A 17,458-nucleotide genomic window follows, 5' to 3' on the forward strand; every position below is an offset into this window, starting at 1 on the left:
GGATTATTGCAGCTCGAACAGCGGCACGAGATTGCCATCGCGATCGCGGATCGGCTTGTTGCGGTTGTCGATCTTGAACAGCCGCTTGTTGGTGAAGCGGTCGCAGACTGTCTGGAACTCGTCCACGGTCATGTCGATCTCGCGGAGAATTTCGTCGATCGGGCGGCCGAGATAGGTCCACGGAAACTTGCCGTCGCGCCGCTTCACCATCGCCACAGCGTCCTCGCGCGACAGGCGGCCGCGGCGGATGTGATTGTTGGCGATGTCGGTCGCGCGGCCAAAGCCGAACTTCAGATACTTGAAGTAGTCGTGGATGCCGGTCTGATAGTTGTCGAGGTTCTCGTAGTTGGCGAGCGAGCCCTCGACCATCGTCGGCAACGTCTCGAAGCCGAAGCCCTGCGCGATCAGCGCGTTCTGATAGCCGTCCCACGGGAAGTAGTAGCCGAGAAACAGTCCGGTCACGCCGACCGACTGCAACTCGGCATCGGTCGGATAGGAATATTGCACGAGATTTCGCGCTTCGATGCCATCGATGCCAATCACATCAGTCACGCGCAAGCCCAGCAGACCGCCGAACTCCTCGAGCCAGCGGCGGTTGAGCACGCTGTTCTCTTGTGCCGCGGCCGGACCGCCGTATTCGTTCTGCGAGTTCTCGCCCCACACCAGGAGCGGCACGCCGAGCTTCACGGCCATCCGCACCGGCACCGTGAAGATCGCCACATGCTCCGGCCAGGAAATGTCGCCGATCTCGGTCAGCGCCAATTTATTCAGCCGCCGCCGCACCACCGGATTCATCGTCACTTCGATGTGGTCGACACCGAGCTTGGCGATGTTCTCGAGATTGCGGCGGCCGATGCCCGAGAGCGAGTCGGTCGTCGCCGTCACGCACAGCGGATTGAGCCCCTGCTGCAGCAGGCGGATGACCTGATAGGTCGAGTCCTTGCCGCCCGACACCGGCACGATGCAGTCGTAATTGCTGCCATCCTTGGAGCGATAGCGGCCGGTCAGCTCGGTGAACTGCTTCTTCCGGTCATCCCAATCGACCGCCTTGCGTCCTTCAAAGCCGATGCAGGCCGAGCAAACCCCGCGGTCGTCAAACCCGAGATCCGGCTTGGTCTCCGGATAAAGGCAGCGCGCACAGAAACGGATCATCGGCCGGTCGAACCTTGCTTCTGGCCGACGCCGCCTGCGGCGAGTTCGGCCAACACGTCCGCCACGTGCGCGACATCGGCGTCCGACATCAGCGGAAACATCGGCAGCGACAGGCAGCGGCTGTAGTAGGCGTCGGCGCCGGGGAGATCGAGCACGCCGTAGCGCTCGCGGTAATACGGCTGGCGATGCACCGGGATGTAATGCACCTGCGTGCCGACATTGCGGGCGCGCAGCCATTCCATCACGGATTTCCGCGTCGCGCCGAGCGTCTTGAAATCGATCAGCACCGCATAGAGATGCCAGCCGTGCGGCCTTGCGCCATGCGGCACCGGACGGATCACCGGAGCGAGCGGTGCGAGCAACCGGTCGTACAGCGCAGCGATCGCCATGCGACGGCGCCAGAAGCCTTCGAGCTTCTTCAATTGGCTGATGCCCAGCGCGCAGAGCACGTCGGGAATGCGGTAATTCCAGCCGATCTCCTGCATCTCGTAATACCAGGGATTCGGCTCGTTGCTTTGAAACGCCAGATCGCGATTCTGGAAGTCGGCTGCGTCGCGCACCATGCCGTGACTGCGCAGCCGCCGCATACGCGCTGCCGCGGCCGCATCGTTGGTCGTCACCGCGCCACCCTCGGCGGTCGCGATCGCCTTCACCGGGTGCGTCGAGAAGCAAGCCGCAACCGAATGCGGCGTCGCGCCGACATCCGGCACACCGAGCGAATGGCACGCGTCCTCGATCAGCACCATGCCATTCGCTTTGGCGACGGCCGCGAGAGCCGCCATATCGCAGAGCTGGCCGCCGAGATGGACCGGCAATGCGAACTTCGGCTTGAGCTTTGCGGCCCGGGCGCGATCAATCGCCTGCTGAAGTCCCTCGGACGTGAGCAGTCCGCTGTCGGCATCGACATCGGCAAACACCACCTCGGCGCCGGTCATGCGCACCACGTTGGCGGTCGCAAGGAACGTCTCCGTCGGCACCACCGCCGCGTCGCCCGGCCCGAGATCCTGGGCGAGGACCGCGAGATGCAGTGCCGCCGTGCCGCTGTTGCAGACCACGGCATGCTCAGCACCGGTCGCGCGCGCGAAGGCAGCCTCGAACTCATCCACCTTGGGTCCGGTGGTAAGAAAATCGCCGCGCAGCACCGCCGCCACCGCGGCGATGTCGTCGTCGTCGATCGAGTGACGCCCGTAGGGCAGGAAACTCACGTCAGCCTCACGCAGCCTTGCCGATCATGCCGTTCAGCGTCGGGCCGTCGAGCCATTCGGTGTTGATGTCGGACGAATAGTGGAAGCCTTCGGGCACGGGCTTGGCGCCCACCTTTTCGAGGTGCCCCCGGCGCCAGTCGAGCTGCGGCGGGCAGATGATGTAGCGGTCGTCGATTTCGAGCGTGAGCCGCGCGTCGTCCTCGGTGATCATGATCTCATGCAGCTTCTCGCCCGGGCGGATGCCGACAACGTCGTGCGGCAGATTGGGCGCGATGGTGCGCGCCAGATCGGTGATGCGCATCGAGGGGATTTTCGGCACGAAAATCTCGCCGCCGTTCATCAGTTCGAGCGACGACAGCACGAAGCTGACGCCCTGCTCCAGCGTGATCCAGAACCGCGTCATGCGCGGATCGGTGATCGGCAGCGCCTTGACGTTGCGCTTGACCAGTTCCTCGAACAGCGGAACGACCGAGCCGCGCGAGCCGATCACGTTGCCATAGCGCACCACGGCGAACTTCGCGCCGTTGCGGCCGGACAGATTGTTGGCCGCCACCATGATCTTGTCGGAGGCAAGCTTCGAGGCTCCGTACAAATTGATCGGGTTCGCGGCCTTGTCAGTCGAAAGCGCGATGACCTTCTTGACGCCGTTGCGAAGCGAGGCCTTCACGACGTTCTCCGCGCCATGCACGTTGGTGAGGATGCACTCGAACGGATTGTATTCGGCCGTCGGAATGATCTTCAGCGCCGCGGCATGCACCACCACGTCGACATCGCGCATCGCGAGTTCGAGCCGGGACTCATCACGGACATCGCCGATGAAGAAGCGAAGGCGGGCTTGCGAATCGAGTGCATTCATGTCACGCGCGATTGCGTCCTGTTTCTGCTCGTCGCGCGAGAAGATGATGATGCGCCGCGCATTGGTCTGGGTCAGCAGGTAGCGCACGAACGCCCGCCCGAACGAGCCAGTGCCTCCGGTAACCATGATGGCGCGATCGTCAAGCAGAGGCATGGGATTGTTGAAGCTACGGGATGTCATGTTTGATCGCTGGGACTTCGTGTGGAGACGATTGAGGCACGCTACCGCACTTCGGGTGAATCGCTCACCCGAGCACGCCGGTTTGAAACTGACGCGGTCCTGTTAGATCAGACCGTGCCCACATGGGCTGCCGGAACGAAAACGCGAACCTCGCGTCCCAGCAGTTGCAGCAGAACCGAAACCCGGTGCTGGTCCGCGATGCGGTCCAGCACGCCCTTGGATTCGGCAAAAATTCCGTCGATGAGACGAACCGGGCTTCCCGGGCCGATGCCCGGCGGCAGCCCGAGTGCGACAAAGCCATCGCTGCCTTCGCGGCCACGTATTTCTTCAACAATGCCGGCCGGCACCGGAAGGGGCTCCTCGCCGGCCGTCAACAGCTGGCTGACGCCGAACGTCGAATAGATCGAACGCCAGCGCTCGAGGCTGAGATCGAGTTCGACGAACAGGTAGCGCGGGAAAAGCGGCCGCGACACCTCCTCGGTTTTGCGGGCATGGCGCCGCATCCGCTTGAACATCGGCAGATACGCGTTGAAGCCCTGCCGCCTCAGATTCAGCGCGGCCCGACTTTCGCGATTGGGCTGCGTATGCACCACGTACCAACGGCGATCGCTGCTCATCGCGACGCCTCCGCGGTTGCGTCGACCGGTCCAGGCTTGCGCAGACGGAGCAGACCGGGCGCATAGACGCGCTCGGCTCCGATGGCCGAGCGCACAGCGTCAAAGGCATCCTGCGGTTGGACCACGGTCGTGATGAATGCGGCATCGACCGGGCCGAGTGCTGTCATCGCCGCTGCCGCGGCTTGGGCGTTCCCAGTCCAGGGCACAACCCCGACGATCTTGATGGCGTAGTCGCGCGCCACAAGCGACGCGATGTCGGCAAGATCGCCCTCACCGACCAGCACCACACGTTGCTGACCGCGAGCGACGGCGCCCGCAAACATCTCGCCGCACTGGGTGCGAGCCTTGCGGAAAAACGACAGCGAATGGGTGAGGTAGGACGCGGTTAGCCGGGATTTTTCGGCGAAGCCCTGGGGCGTCAGGTAATAGGCATACCGCCGCGCCGGAACCTGGCTGACCTTGATCAGCCCCTTGAGGATGCAGCGCTTGAGGTAGGCGTTGGTGAGGCCCAGTGCGATATCGAGTTCGCGGGCGAGAGAGCGCTGGGTGACCGATGGATCGCGGTCGATCGCGTCCAGCACGCCAAGCACGATCTGATCCTGGGCTTTTTCGTCGTGAAGTTCGGCGTCGACAGATGACATCTTCACGCCCCCCTACTCCACGTCTCGCACGGGCGTTCATACCCTGAACACGCCAACTGTTTACAGCGTTCACAGTTTGAACGTCAAGCCAGGATGCCTCCTGCATTGTGAAGCAGAGACTTAAGTCTAAGACTTTGATATTAATTGGAAATTGTGATTACCTGTGCCCTTGGGTTTGATTGAATTGGCAGTGCCAGATTTGAATTTCCGCCGCTTTGTCACCTACCGCATTCGGCTCTCGTTCATCTCGCCCATTGCAGTCTCGGTCGGAGACCTAATCCATGAGGGCGACCACGATGAAATTTGTTATTGCTCTGGCATTCGTTTTCGCTGCCTGGCGCAGCATCACATCCGAGGCCAAAGCTCAGTACAACGCACGCGATCTTCAATATTACTGCAGCATGGGCTCTCAAACGCCCGTCAGCGTGAGGCCGTACTGTGGAGGTCGCAGCGCTCCGCGCAACAGCTACCGCCCGCAACGTCAATTGAGCCAAGAGGAGATCGACTATTATTGCAGCCAAGGGAGCCAGACCCCGCTTAGCGTCAGGCCCTACTGCGGCGGAAGTTATAGAGGCGGTTATGCGTCGGACGACGACGATTACTACGAAGGACGCAGACTGAGCCGACGCGAGATTCAGTACTATTGCAGCATGGGAAGCCAAACGCCGCTTTCGGTTCGGCATCTTTGTAGGCGCTACTGATTTCGTAAATCCCAGAAGACCTAAAGGCCGCCTCAATTGGCGGCCTTTTTCATTTAATAGCATCACTTGGTTTCATTTTTTTGCACGCTTGGACACCGTCGGAAATTTGAGGGAAACCACTCCCGAAGAAAGCGCCCAGGTCCAATACGCCAGCTACGTATCGCCGGGCTCCTAAAGTATCAGTTAGAATGTTCGTAAACGTGAGGGCGGTGTGAAGCGATTGCTGATCAATGGCACAAACATTGAACTTCGAAGGGAACAATCCTTAAGTGGCCTACCTTGGATCAGCTCGATTTCGGCCAGTACCGAGAAACCGACGCTTTGCGAACGCAGCCATAATACATCCTCACCGCTACAATGCGGGTATCAGACCGGAACCCGTCAGCCATTCCGTCACCGCCCCCGCCACCGCCGCATGACCCTCCCGGGACAGATGGCCGTTACCGGTCAATTGGCCGGTTTTGGGGGCTTTTTGCAGGAGATAGAGACGCTCTGCCGGATCGGGCTGGCGTTGAAGGACAGGGGTCAGGTCGAGGTAAGGCGTTCCGGTCTCGGTGGTGAGCCGCCGCACCACCGGCTCGACGGTCGGCGCCGGCCCACCATCCAGCGCCTCGGCAGAGGGGATGTAGAACACCGCGAACGGGATGGATTTGTCCTTGAGCAGCGCAACGGTCTCCCGGAACAACTCCGCGTAACGCCCCTCCAGTTGGGCCTCATCGGACGGCGCTTCGGTTGGCGCCGGACGGTCGCCCTCGCCGCGCTTGATATCGACGCCGGCCGCCGCGAACTGCATGCTGGTCTTGACCTGCTCGGCGAGACTGACGAGCGCCGAGCTTCTTCCCATCGCACGCAGCGTCGTCTCCATCCCCGAAAGTTCGCCGGCTTTGGGACGCTGGGATGTGCCGGCCAGATCCTTGCGCAGATCGGTGATGTCGTTCTCGATCACCGCGAGCAGCACGAGCTTTGGCTTGAGCGCCACGCCCTTGTCTTTGAGATAAGCGAGCTCGTCGGAGATCGTGTAGCCGGAGATTCCGGCGTTGAGCACCTGAACGCGGCCGGCCTGCTTGAACCGCCGGTTCAGATCATTCTCGGCCCAAGCCGGCCATGTGTCCTCGTTGGCGTTGTAGGCGCCGAAGGTCTGCGAGTCTCCGATCGCCAGAATCCGAAAGGCGTCGCTCGACAACTCGGCGGTATTGCGCAAACCAACGCTGTTGGTCTGCACGTGATACGGCCGGTGAAACCAGATCACCCAATGACCGTCCTGGTTCGGCATGAGATCGCCGGAGCCGCCGGCCGAATGATAATAGCGCCACTGGCCGAGCCGATCGGCCGTGTAGCCATCACGCGACGGCGACCACGCGTAGGCGCGCGCCAGCAATTCGGCGACAATCACCGTCGCGACAATAATCATGAGATAGAGCAGCGCCGCTCGAATTTTCATGCAGCAATCCCGCGCGTTTTTCTTGTCACAGTGCGGCCGGCAAACCGGCCTTTTCGATGGTCAACATCATCCGAAACGCTGCCAGACGGCCCAATGGCGCCTCGAGATTGCGCTCCATCCGCAGCATCCGTTGCGCCATGGGGACCGTCACCAAGCTCCACGGCTTGAACCCTCCGCTCAGCGGATACACCGCAAAGGAAAACCAATCGACCCGACTGATGCGCAATTGCGGAAACATGGCGTGGAATCGATCGCGATGGCGGGTCGCGATCAGAGTCGGGATGGCTTGATTGGAGTCGTATGGATCGCGAGCCGGATCGGGCACGCCGTCAGCCAGCGGATCCGCCGAGGTGCGGACCGGCTCGTGATGAATGAGGCGATAGAACAACGTGCTGCCCGGCGTGATCGCGGGCTCGATCATGACGATGCGGCCACCAGGCTTCAGCACGCGCTCGGCGTCGCGGAAGAATTTTGGCGGAAACTCGATGTGGTGCAGTACATCCACCATCACGATGTTGGCCGCAACCCCATCGGCGAACGGCAGACGCTGCGCATCGGCCACGCAATCGAGCCAGGGTGCGAACTGCACGTCGGTCGCCACCACGTTGGTCAGGCGCTGCTTCAGGTTTCCGATTCCGCCGCCAATCTCGATGGTGAGGCCGGGTGCGCAAGCCTCAGCGATCCGTTCGGAGAAGTCGTCATAGACGAGCTGGAGCACCGGCTTGTGCTGCCAGGCGCTGCGGTAGCCATCGAGCGGAGCCGGTTCGGTCATTATCGGCTTCGCGAACCGAGCCAGCGCCAGGCATCAGCGATCTGCATTTCCAGCGCGGACCGCTGCGGCACCCAGCCTAGCACCTCGCGCGCCCGTACTGCCGAACCAATAAGGCTTGCAGGGTCCCCAGGGCGGCGCGGCGTAATTTCGCGAGCGATGGCACGACCACTGACGCGCTCGCATTCGGCGATCACCTCTTTCACCGAGTGACCGCGGCTGTTGGCCAGGTTGAGCGCCGCACTTGCGCCGCCGGCCATCAGGTAATCGATCGCCCGCACATGGGCGTCGGCGATGTCGGAGACGTGGACGTAATCGCGAATGCAGGTGCCGTCGGGCGTATCGTAGTCGGCGCCGAAAATCTTCGCCGTGGCGCCGTCTCGCGCGGCCATCAGCATCAGCGGAATGAGATGGGTCTCCGGATCGTGGATTTCTCCAATCTCGCCCTCCGGATCGGAGCCGGCGGCGTTGAAATACCGGAGCGCAATCCAGGGCAATCCGCGCGTTCGGCCGAGGTCCCGCAGCATGCCCTCGACCTTGAGCTTGGTTTCCCCGTAGGGATTGATCGGCTGCTGCGGATGCTCCTCCGTGATCGGGATGTGCTTCGGCATCCCATACGTGGCGCAGGTCGACGAGAATACAAAAGGCAGCGGCTTGTATTGAAGCAGCGCCTCAAGCAGACCTTTGGAGCCCAAGACGTTGTTGCGTTGATAGAGTTCAGGATGCTCGACCGACTCTCCGACATAAGCAAAGGCCGCAAAGTGCATCACCGCGACCGGCCGGTACTTTTCCAGCACCGCCCGCACGCGCGCGCCGTCCCCGATGTCGCCGACTTCGAGCGGGCCGAATTTTACCAGATCGCGATGGCCGCGCGAGAGATTGTCGTAAACGACCGGCACGAAGCCGCGCTGCGCCAACGCCTTCGAGGCATGGCTGCCGATGAAGCCGGCGCCGCCGGTGACCAGAATATGGGATGCTGAAGACATCGGGCCCTATCGGAAACACAAATTCGACGTGGCGCAATCAATCCAGCTCAAAGGCCGAGCTGTAGTCCTGCTTGAGGCTTGGATCCTGCGCCGCCTTTTCCATCACGCAATTGCCTACCACCAGCAGATCGAGTTCATTGCCCATGAAGCAGCGGAAAGCATCCTCCGGCGTACAGACGATCGGTTCGCCACGGACGTTGAAACTGGTGTTGACCAGCACCGGGCAGTCGGTGCGCCGTTTGAAGCTCGTCAGCAGGCGGTGAAACAGCGGGTTGGTGTTGGCGTGCACGGTCTGGATCCGGGCCGAATAATCGACATGGGTTACCGCGGGGATTTCCGAGCGCGCCACGTTGAGCTTGTCGATGCCGAACAGCACGTCTTCCTCGGCCGTCATGGCGCGCCGTCGATCTTTGCGCACGTCAGCGACGAGTAGCATATACGGGCTGTCAGCGTCGAGTTCGAACCAATTGGCAACATCCTCGCGCAACACCGACGGCGCGAAGGGCCGGAAACTCTCGCGATACTTGATCTTCAGGTTGAGATTGCGCTGCATGGTCGGCGACCGCGGGTCGCCGAGAATCGAGCGGGCGCCAAGCGAGCGCGGGCCGAATTCCATGCGCCCCTGAAACCAACCGACCGCCTGCTGCCTGGCGAGCGCGTCAGCGGTCGCCTCCACCATGGCGTCCTCGCTCAGCACCGAGAAGCGAGCGCCTGCGGTGCTGAGCCGCTGCTCCACGTCAGGCTGCGCGAAGCATGGCCCGAGCAACGAGCCGGCCATGCCGTCACCGCCATTGGTGCGGCGCGGCTTCTGCCCGTAGAGATGAACCGCCGCGAGCGCCGCCCCCACTGCTCCGCCCGCGTCACCTGCGGCCGGCTGAATCCAGATGTTTTCGAATGCGCCCTCGCGCTGGATCTTGCCGTTGGCAACGCAATTGAGCGCCACGCCTCCAGCCAGGCAGAGATTGCGCGCTCCGGTCTGCTTCGCCAGCGCCCGCGTCATCCGCAGCACGGCCTCTTCGAGCACCACCTGGATCGACGCTGCGATGTCCATGTGGAACGGTGTGAGCAGCTTCTCGGCGCTGCGCACCGGCTGGCCAAACAGATTGGCAAAGCGATCGTTGGTCATGGTCAGACCGGTGCAATAGTCGAAATAGGACATGTCGAGCCGGAACGAGCCGTCCGGTTTCAGATCGATGAGATTGTCGAGAATGCGGTCGACGAACTTGGGCTCGCCATAGGGCGCGAGCCCCATGACCTTGTACTCGCCCGAATTGACCTTGAAGCCCGTGTAGTAGGTGAAGGCGGAATACAGCAGACCCAGAGAGTGCGGAAAGTGGATCTCCTGGAGCATGTCCAGCTTGTTGCCTTTGCCCAAGGCGGCTGAAGTTGTCGCCCACTCTCCCACTCCATCCATGGTCAAGACCGCGGCTTCATCGTAGGGCGAGGGAAAAAATGCCGATGCCGCGTGACTCATATGATGCTCGCAGAACAGAAGCTTGCTCTGCCAGTCGAAGTCTTCGCCGAAAGCTTTAAGCTCATTCTTGAGCAGCGACTTCTGGAACAGCTTCTCGCGGAGCCACACCGGGATCGCCATCCGGAACGACTTAAAGCCGCGCGGCGCCATTTCGAGATAAGTTTCGATCAGCCGCTCGAACTTCAGGAACGGCTTGTCGTAGAACACCACGCAATCGAGTTCATTGAGCGAGACGCCGCCCTCGCTCAGGCAATACTCGATCGCATTCTTGGGAAACGCAGGGTCATGCTTCTTGCGTGTGAAGCGCTCTTCCTGCGCGGCCGCAATGATGCGCTCGTCATCGACCAGCGCCGCCGCACTGTCGTGATAGAACGCCGAGATGCCGAGCGCGCGCATCGCTTCCTGGAGCCGCTTCCTAGAACAAAGTGTAGATGAACGGTGCTATCGCCGAGCCCTTGGTCAGGATGACCAGGCCGCCGAACACCACCATCATCACCAGAATGGGCAGCAGCCAGAACTTCTTGCGGACCCGCATGAAGCGCCAGAGCTCGGCCAGAAAATCCATTCCGCGTCCCTCAAAACTGATCGCGCATGCTCTCAGGCGATGGACCGGGCGGATCGCGGACGATCCAGTAGCTGTCCCGCTCCGGCTCGCGCTTGAGCGCTAAGAATTCCTTGCCGGTTATGCGCATAATCAAGCCGGTTGGCCAGACCGTCAGGTAGAATAACAGGCCCATCACGATCGGATTGACGATGTGATGCAGCAACAGTCCGAACTTGAACCAGACGATGTTGAGCGGCCGCAGGACTCGCGCGTGGAACAGCGCCGCGGCGAGAAACAGCACCGCCAGGCAGCAGAGCCACGGCCAGACCCGGCCCGCATGCCACCAGTTGATCAGCGAGACAATGCCGAGCGCCACGGCCATGACCAGGCCGAACGAACGCTCGGACCCCATGGCCGTGTCGTCACGGCGCGAGAAGGTCTCATGGGTGTTCGGTTGCGTCATGACGGCCTGCCGGCATGTTTGACCGCCACGACCATCTGGGCCGAGAACGCGCGGAAGCCCGCGGGCCGAGAAAAAGCATTGGTGCCGAGCTTGGCCAGAAGATTGACCGACAGTCGCACCACGCGCCCGAGCATCGTCGGCAGCGCGTAAAGCTCGGCGACCGCAATGGGATGGCTCACGCGCAAATCGACCCGTGTGCCGAGCGCGGCTTCACAGAATTTCTTGAAGTCCCCAGCAAACCACTCCTGGACATGCATCGGATCGAGCGGCGCCTCGGTGTAGCGGGCCGGCGTGGTGACGACGAGCACGCCGGATGGCTTCAGCACGCGCCACATCTCGCGCAGCATGAGATCCGGCATCGCCACGTGTTCGATCACGTCTGAACACACCACCGCGTCAAAGCTATCCGCCGGATAAGGATACTTGTAGCCATCGATCAGGCGGAACTCGCCTTTGAGGCTCCGCTTCGCGAATTCGCTCTTGGCGAGATCGATGGAGAGCGGCGTGGTGTCGATGCCTTCGACCTGCGCGCCGAACTCCGTCGCAATCAGGCCTGTCAGCGCCGCGTCGCCGCAGCCGACATCGAGTACCCGCGACGACTTGCCGATGCCGTTCGCGCGAAGCGCCGCAACGATCCCGTCGTAACGCGCGCGGGTCGCGGCGTTGATGCGATGGAGCGGGCCGAAATACTCCACCCAATGGTAGCCGCCTTTGGTCGCGTATTTGTCGAACGCGATTTCGGTCATGCTGCGTCCACCGGAGCGATCAAGCGGCAACGCCGGTGAAATCCGGCACCGCGTCGCGCAGCACCGCGTAAAGCGCAGCGCGTTCCTCGCGCTTGAGCGCCTGCTCAAGCTTCGCAAGCCATGCCCGCATCTCGTCGAGCGGCGGGCTCACGGGCCGCGCCGCAACCACGCCGCTCACACCGACATCCGAATTGGCCTCTTCGCGCGCGAACAGGATTTCGTTGAGGCGCTCACCGGGCCGCATTCCGGTGAACTTGATTTCGATGTCGCGTCCGGGCTCCAGACCGGACAACCGGATGATCCGCTCCGCGAGATCGAGGATCTTCACCGGCTGGCCCATGTTGAGCACATAGACCGACACGTCCGTGCGCTCGGGCCCAAGCCCGTGGCTCGACGCCGAGATCACGAGATCGCAAGCCTCGCGGATCGTCATGAAGTAGCGGACCATGTCCGGATGCGTCACCGTCACCGGCCCGCCGGCTTCGATCTGCGCCTTGAACTTGGGCACCACGGAACCATTGGAGGCGAGCACATTGCCGAACCGCACCGAGAGAAAGCGCGGCGCGCGCGCCGCTGCACCGCGCCGTGCGAAGTCGGCATCGAGCGACTGGCAATACATCTCGGCGAAGCGCTTGGTCGCACCCAGCACCGACACCGGCTCGATCGCCTTGTCGGTCGAGATCATGACCATGGCCGACACGCCCGCTTCGACTGCGGCATCTGCCACATTGATCGAGCCGAACACGTTGGTCTTGACGCCCTCGCCCCAATCCCGCTCCAGCAACGGCACGTGTTTCAGCGCCGCGGCATGGAACACGATGTCCGGCTTGAAATCCTTCATCAGCCGGATCATGCGCTCACGATCGCGCACGTCGGCGAGGCGGCCCTCGATCTTGGTCTGCGACGGCTTGGTCGCGAGCGTTTCAAGCGCGGCGTAAAGCGCGGGCTCGGAATTCTCCACGAGCAGCAACCGCGCCGCGCCGAAGGTCGCGACGCGATCGCAGATCTCTGCGCCGATCGAACCGCCGCCGCCGGTGACGACCACAGACTTGCCGGAGAGAAACTTTTCGAGCCGCGTGTAATCGATCTTCACGCTCGGCCGCAGCAAGAGGTCTTCGACCGCGACCGGCGCGAGTTGCAGGGTCTGCCCGGTTTCGTCGAGCGACGGCATCCGGTTGATGGTGAGGCCGAGCCGCCGCGCCTGCATCAGGATCGACTCCGCGCCGCTGCCCGGATCGAACGCCGACGGTGTCAGGATCAGACGGCCGACCGGTGTCTGACGTTGACGAAGGAGCGCCACCACGCGTTCGAGGTCGTCGAAGCCGCCGAGCACCGGTACGCCGCGCACCGTGACGCGGCGATCCGAGCGCGCCGGCGACAACAGGCCGACCGGCCAGATCTTCGACATCGCGCCGCTTTCGATGGCGCGCAACGGCACCTCGACGTCGGCGGCGCGGCCGAGGATCAGCGTCGGAACCGCATCGCGCGCCCGCTTGAGCGTGCGCACCTCACGGAAATACCGGTAAGCCACCCGCGTCGCGCTCAGGAACGCGGTCTGGATCACGAAATAAAGCAGGATCGTGATCTTGCCGAAGAAGAACGTGCCGTAGAAGTTCGGTGCGAGCAGCACGTAGTCGAGGCAGAGCAGCGCGATCGACAGAACCGCCGACGCGCGGATGATGCGCGCCAGATCGGTCAGCGAGGTGAATCGCCACTTCGACTCGTGGAGCCCGACGAAAAAATAGACGCCAGCGGCCAGCACCAGGAACCCGGCCAGAAGCGTCGGCAGCCATTGAAGCCGGGCCGCAAGCTGCTGGTCCTCAAAACGCAGGACCAGCGTTCCGGCAAGCGCGGCTGCCGTGACCAGAAGATCATGGAGCACGATCAGCCATTGCCGGGGGGTGAGCCGCCGCAGTCTGTTCATGTGTTCCGGATCGTTAAGGTCATAGCCCCGGCTGCCAGGGATTGGGTGCCCGGGATTTCATACCGGCCTTTGACACGCCGCGCCACCCCCGGCTGCGGCGAGAACCGTCTAGCGCGTTGGGTTATGGGGCTTTTTCGGCCCGGCTGTGTGAAAGCTGTCGCAAGACTGCGCCAGCGGCGACGCCGACCCCCAAGACGTAGCCCCACCCTTGAGTGAAATCGAACAGGTGCGAGTTGAACAGCGAGCTCAAGACGTTCTCCGCCACCACCATCAGCCCCGCCCAGGCGACCAGGCCTCCGCCACGGAACAGCATGAGATGAGCAAGCCACATGGCCAGCACCACGGCAGTTCCAATCAGCCCCAGCTGAATGGCCACACCGAAGATCTGATTATGCGGATTGGTCGATGCGGCACTCGCCATGCCGGTTTGTCCAACGGCTGCGCGGCGAAACTGATCCGGAATCGAGCCAGTGCCGTGGCCCAGGATCGGCGCGGCGACGACGAAGTCGATGGATTTCCGCCAGAACTCCAGCCGCTCTCCTGCGCGCGTGGGTATGGTGGCATTCGGGTTGAACCCGCGGACTTCGTCAAACAGACTTGTGACGCTGGTGCGAACATTGGACGACAGCAGGCATGCAGCTATTCCGAGCACGGCCGTGGCGATCAATGCGCCCAGCAGTCGCCGCCGATCGACATGGCGCCACAGAAAAAGCAGCAGCAGCAACGGAATGACGACGAGGCCGGTACGGCTTGTCGAGATCACGAACAGGTTGGCGAGAAACAACAACGCCGCGAGCGAAAGCACAAGCGCAAGCGAGCGCCGCTGCTGCCGGTAGGCCTGCAACGCGATGCCGGCAAGAAGGAAGATGCAAGCCGCGAACTCTCCGGTTTGCGCGATGTAATCTCTCACTGGAACACCAAAGCCATCGCGCCGCGTCCAGTGCATCGGCAAGCTCGGCACGAGCACGATCGCCCAGGACAGGATGAGCAGAACGCCGCAGGATGCCAGAAACCCGATCATCACCCATGAGGCGCGGCTTGATCGCTGAAACTGGAACATCAACAGCGGAATCGCCAGGAACTTGAACACCGATGAAAGCCCGCCCCAACGCTCCGCCATTGGCACGCCGGTGGCCCACAACATTCCAATGAGCGCCAGCAGCCAGAGCAGAACCGGAAGTCCGCCGGCCGGCATGGCCAGGACGCGCCGCAGTCCCGGTCCATCGAGAATTGGAATCAGTGCAAACAGCCAGAGCCCGATGAAAATCCAGGTCGCGGTTGTCGACCACGGCAATGCGATCGCGATCCCGCAAGCGAACCCGTCCGCCGCGCGTTGCCAGCGCTCGATCTCGAAACACCTGGCTTGAAAGAATTTCGGGCCGACAACGCTCGCGCCATATGTCGCGATCCACGATTCCCGGACGGGCTGCTCAACCATGAAACCGGATCGCCAAAGGCCGCAATGTCTGCTGCCCCGGTGGTACAACGGCGAGAAGCCAGGCGACAAGCCAACTTGTTGATTGGTTGAAGGTTTAAGTTTCCCTCTCGCAAGAACTCTGTGCTATCGCTTGCCTTGAACCGGTACCTGAGCCCGGCCCACAGCATGTCAAAAACCAACGTCCAAGACCGCAAAAAGCCGGGCAAGCCCCACGCTTTCATCGATTCCGCGCTGCGCACGCTGGACGCCGGCGCGAGCGGCGTCACTGCGATCGGCACCGCCATGCGGGGCGAGCTGGGCAACACCTTTATTGCCGCGGTCGACCGCATTCGCGCCGCTAAGGGCCGGGTGATCGTCACCGGCATGGGCAAGTCCGGTCATGTCGCCCGCAAGATTGCGGCGACGCTGGCCTCGACTGGAACTCCGGCCTTCTTCGTGCATCCGGGCGAAGCAAGCCACGGCGATCTCGGCATGATCACGCCGGATGACGTCATCATGGCGTTGTCCTGGTCGGGCGAGACCGCCGAACTGAAGGACCTGATCGACTATTCGCGGCGCTTCCGCATCGGCCTGATTGCGATCACCTCGCAGGCTTCGAGCACGCTCGGCAAGGAGGCCGACGTGGCGCTGGTGCTGCCGGAGGCGCGCGAGGCGTGCCCGCACAATCTCGCACCCACCACGTCGTCGCTGATGCAGCTTGCGATCGGTGACGCGCTTGCCATTGCGCTCCTGGAAAGCCGCGGCTTCACCGCCATCGACTTCGGCCTCTTGCATCCCGGCGGCCGGCTCGGCGCGCTTTTGAAGTTCGCCCGTGACGTGATGCGGAGCGGCGACGCGGTGCCGCTGGTCGAACTCGGCACCAAGATGTCCGAAGGACTGTTCGTGATGACGAGCAAGGGCCTCGGCTGCATCGGCATCACCGGCCGCGGCGGCAAGCTTGCCGGCATCATCACTGACGGCGATCTGCGCCGGCACATGCGCGCCGATCTGCTCGACGCCACCGTCGATGAGATCATGACTCGCAATCCGAAGACCGTGCGGCCCGATCAGCTTGTCAGCGAGACGATCGAGTTGCTCAATGCGATGAAGATCACCGCGCTTTTCGTCATTGAGGGCGGCAAGCCGGTCGGCATCGTGCATATCCACGATCTGCTGCGCGCCGGCGCGGCCTAGCACTTGGCCGGGACCAGAGCGGAGGCAGCATTGCGCCTGCTCTATGTCGTCACCGAGGACTGGTACTTCCTCTCACACCGCCTGCCGATGGCCCGCGCGGCGCGCGATGCCGGCTTCGATGTGCACGTGGCGACGCGCGTGGTCGATGGCGCGCAGGCCATCGAAGCCGAAGGCTTCACGCTGCATCCGGTGTCGTTCGCGCGCGGCCGGCTCGATCCGTTCGCGACGCTCCGCACCATCCGCGAACTGCGCACCGTCTATCGCAGCGTTGCGCCGGACGTCGCCCATCACGTCTCGCTGCAGTCGGCGGTGCTGGGCTCGCTTGCGGCGCTTGGCCGGCGCGTCGCCTGCGTCAATGCGCTGACGGGGCTCGGCTACACTTACACGTCGGGTGGCGCCAAGGCGCTGCTGCTACGCCCGGTGCTGAGTGCCCTGCTCCGCTTCCTGCTCAATCGTCCGCGCCAGATCGTGCTGGTGCAGAATCCCGACGACTTCGAGGGCATACGCTCGCTTGGCATCGCAGCCGAGCGCATCGTCACCATTCCAGGCTCCGGCGTCGACACCGACGCACTCAAGCCTGCGCCAGAGCCGGCGGGCCCGGTCACGATGACCTTCGTCGGCCGCCTGCTCGCCGACAAAGGCATCCACACGCTCATTCGCGCGCAACGCCGCGTGCGCGCGAACGGCATCAACGTCGAGCTCTTGATTGCCGGCACGCCCGACCCCGCCAATCCGGCCTCGGTGACCGAGCAGGAGGCCGCCGCGTTCGGCGGCGAACCGGGCAACACCTGGCTCGGCCATGTGAAAGACATCGCGGGTCTCTGGGCGCGTTCGCACATCGCGGTGTTGCCGTCGCGGCGCGAGGGCCTGCCGAAGAGCCTTCTCGAAGCCGCGGCCTGCGGCCGCCCGATGATCGCAACCGACGTGCCCGGCTGCCGGGAGATCGTGCGGCCCGGCGAGACCGGCATTCTGGTCCCCTATGACGATGACGCAGCGCTGGCCGAAGCCGTCGCCAAGCTCGCCGCTTCCCCAGCGCTTCGCACGCAATTCGGAGCAACGGCGCGGAAATTCGCGGTCGAACGTTTCTCGGCGGAAGCAATCGGCCGGCAGACAGTTGATCTCTATCGCCGGATCGTGGGATGACGCGG

The 17,458-nt window shown here is 63.0% G+C and carries 16 protein-coding genes; 2 read left to right on the forward strand and 14 right to left on the reverse strand.

Annotation, left to right across the window (positions count from 1 at the left end; translation table 11 throughout):
* Nucleotides 1-3: 3 nt before the first annotated feature.
* The 14 genes from RHPLAN_RS27280 to RHPLAN_RS27340 form a co-directional block, all read right to left on the reverse strand.
* Nucleotides 4-1,152 (reverse strand): N-acetyl sugar amidotransferase, encoded by a 1,149-nt coding sequence (locus RHPLAN_RS27280; RefSeq protein ID WP_068024831.1) that lies wholly within the window; start codon nt 1,150-1,152, stop codon nt 4-6.
* The gene (gene pseC, locus RHPLAN_RS27285; RefSeq protein ID WP_084245627.1) at nt 1,149-2,357 is read right to left on the reverse strand and encodes a UDP-4-amino-4,6-dideoxy-N-acetyl-beta-L-altrosamine transaminase; all 1,209 of its coding nucleotides are present in this window, start codon (nt 2,355-2,357) and stop codon (nt 1,149-1,151) included. Before pseC ends, RHPLAN_RS27280 begins: the two co-directional genes overlap by 4 nt.
* Nucleotides 2,358-2,364: 7 nt before the next feature.
* Complete coding sequence (pseB, locus tag RHPLAN_RS27290; protein ID WP_068024837.1) at nt 2,365-3,393, reverse strand: UDP-N-acetylglucosamine 4,6-dehydratase (inverting); 1,029 nt, start codon at nt 3,391-3,393, stop codon at nt 2,365-2,367.
* Nucleotides 3,394-3,500: 107 nt separating this feature from the next.
* Complete coding sequence (gene nusG, locus RHPLAN_RS27295) at nt 3,501-4,010, reverse strand: transcription termination/antitermination protein NusG (protein WP_068024839.1); 510 nt, start codon at nt 4,008-4,010, stop codon at nt 3,501-3,503.
* Nucleotides 4,007-4,651 carry a winged helix-turn-helix transcriptional regulator gene (locus tag RHPLAN_RS27300; protein WP_068031914.1) on the reverse strand — a complete coding sequence of 215 codons (645 nt, stop codon included), beginning with the start codon at nt 4,649-4,651 and terminating at the stop codon, nt 4,007-4,009. The genes nusG and RHPLAN_RS27300 overlap by 4 nt, the downstream gene beginning before the upstream one ends.
* Before the next feature lie 1,053 nt (nt 4,652-5,704).
* The gene (locus RHPLAN_RS27305; RefSeq protein WP_068024842.1) at nt 5,705-6,793 is read right to left on the reverse strand and encodes an SGNH/GDSL hydrolase family protein; all 1,089 of its coding nucleotides are present in this window, start codon (nt 6,791-6,793) and stop codon (nt 5,705-5,707) included.
* Between the two features lie 25 nt (nt 6,794-6,818).
* Complete coding sequence (locus RHPLAN_RS27310) at nt 6,819-7,565, reverse strand: class I SAM-dependent methyltransferase (protein ID WP_068024844.1); 747 nt, start codon at nt 7,563-7,565, stop codon at nt 6,819-6,821.
* Nucleotides 7,565-8,548, reverse strand: coding sequence for a UDP-glucose 4-epimerase GalE (gene galE / locus RHPLAN_RS27315; RefSeq protein ID WP_068024846.1), 984 nt, complete (start codon nt 8,546-8,548; stop codon nt 7,565-7,567). Before galE ends, RHPLAN_RS27310 begins: the two co-directional genes overlap by 1 nt.
* A gap of 37 nt (nt 8,549-8,585) precedes the next feature.
* Complete coding sequence (locus RHPLAN_RS27320) at nt 8,586-10,418, reverse strand: carbamoyltransferase family protein (protein ID WP_068024849.1); 1,833 nt, start codon at nt 10,416-10,418, stop codon at nt 8,586-8,588.
* Nucleotides 10,419-10,437: 19 nt separating this feature from the next.
* Nucleotides 10,438-10,587, reverse strand: coding sequence for a DUF5989 family protein (locus tag RHPLAN_RS40260; protein ID WP_198164516.1), 150 nt, complete (start codon nt 10,585-10,587; stop codon nt 10,438-10,440).
* Nucleotides 10,588-10,597: 10 nt separating this feature from the next.
* Nucleotides 10,598-11,029 carry a hypothetical protein gene (locus RHPLAN_RS27325; protein ID WP_068024851.1) on the reverse strand — a complete coding sequence of 144 codons (432 nt, stop codon included), beginning with the start codon at nt 11,027-11,029 and terminating at the stop codon, nt 10,598-10,600.
* The gene (locus RHPLAN_RS27330; RefSeq protein ID WP_068024854.1) at nt 11,026-11,775 is read right to left on the reverse strand and encodes a class I SAM-dependent methyltransferase; all 750 of its coding nucleotides are present in this window, start codon (nt 11,773-11,775) and stop codon (nt 11,026-11,028) included. Before RHPLAN_RS27330 ends, RHPLAN_RS27325 begins: the two co-directional genes overlap by 4 nt.
* A gap of 19 nt (nt 11,776-11,794) precedes the next feature.
* On the reverse strand, nt 11,795-13,699 hold the full coding sequence (locus RHPLAN_RS27335) for a polysaccharide biosynthesis protein (protein ID WP_068024856.1): 1,905 nt from the start codon (nt 13,697-13,699) through the stop codon (nt 11,795-11,797).
* Between the two features lie 121 nt (nt 13,700-13,820).
* Nucleotides 13,821-14,993, reverse strand: a complete 1,173-nt coding sequence (locus RHPLAN_RS27340) for an O-antigen ligase family protein (RefSeq protein WP_198164517.1) — start codon at nt 14,991-14,993, stop codon at nt 13,821-13,823.
* Between the two features lie 309 nt (nt 14,994-15,302).
* Here RHPLAN_RS27340 and RHPLAN_RS27345 point away from each other — a divergent pair, with 309 nt between their 5' ends.
* Together RHPLAN_RS27345 and RHPLAN_RS27350 are read left to right on the forward strand one after the other, a co-directional pair.
* Nucleotides 15,303-16,310, forward strand: coding sequence for a KpsF/GutQ family sugar-phosphate isomerase (locus tag RHPLAN_RS27345; RefSeq protein WP_068024862.1), 1,008 nt, complete (start codon nt 15,303-15,305; stop codon nt 16,308-16,310).
* Between the two features lie 30 nt (nt 16,311-16,340).
* Nucleotides 16,341-17,453: a glycosyltransferase family 4 protein gene (locus RHPLAN_RS27350; protein ID WP_084245629.1), complete on the forward strand. Its 1,113-nt coding sequence runs from the start codon at nt 16,341-16,343 to the stop codon at nt 17,451-17,453.
* The last annotated feature ends 5 nt before the right edge of the window (nt 17,454-17,458 follow it).

This window comes from Rhodoplanes sp. Z2-YC6860, from assembly GCF_001579845.1.
Lineage (GTDB): Bacteria > Pseudomonadota > Alphaproteobacteria > Rhizobiales > Xanthobacteraceae > Z2-YC6860.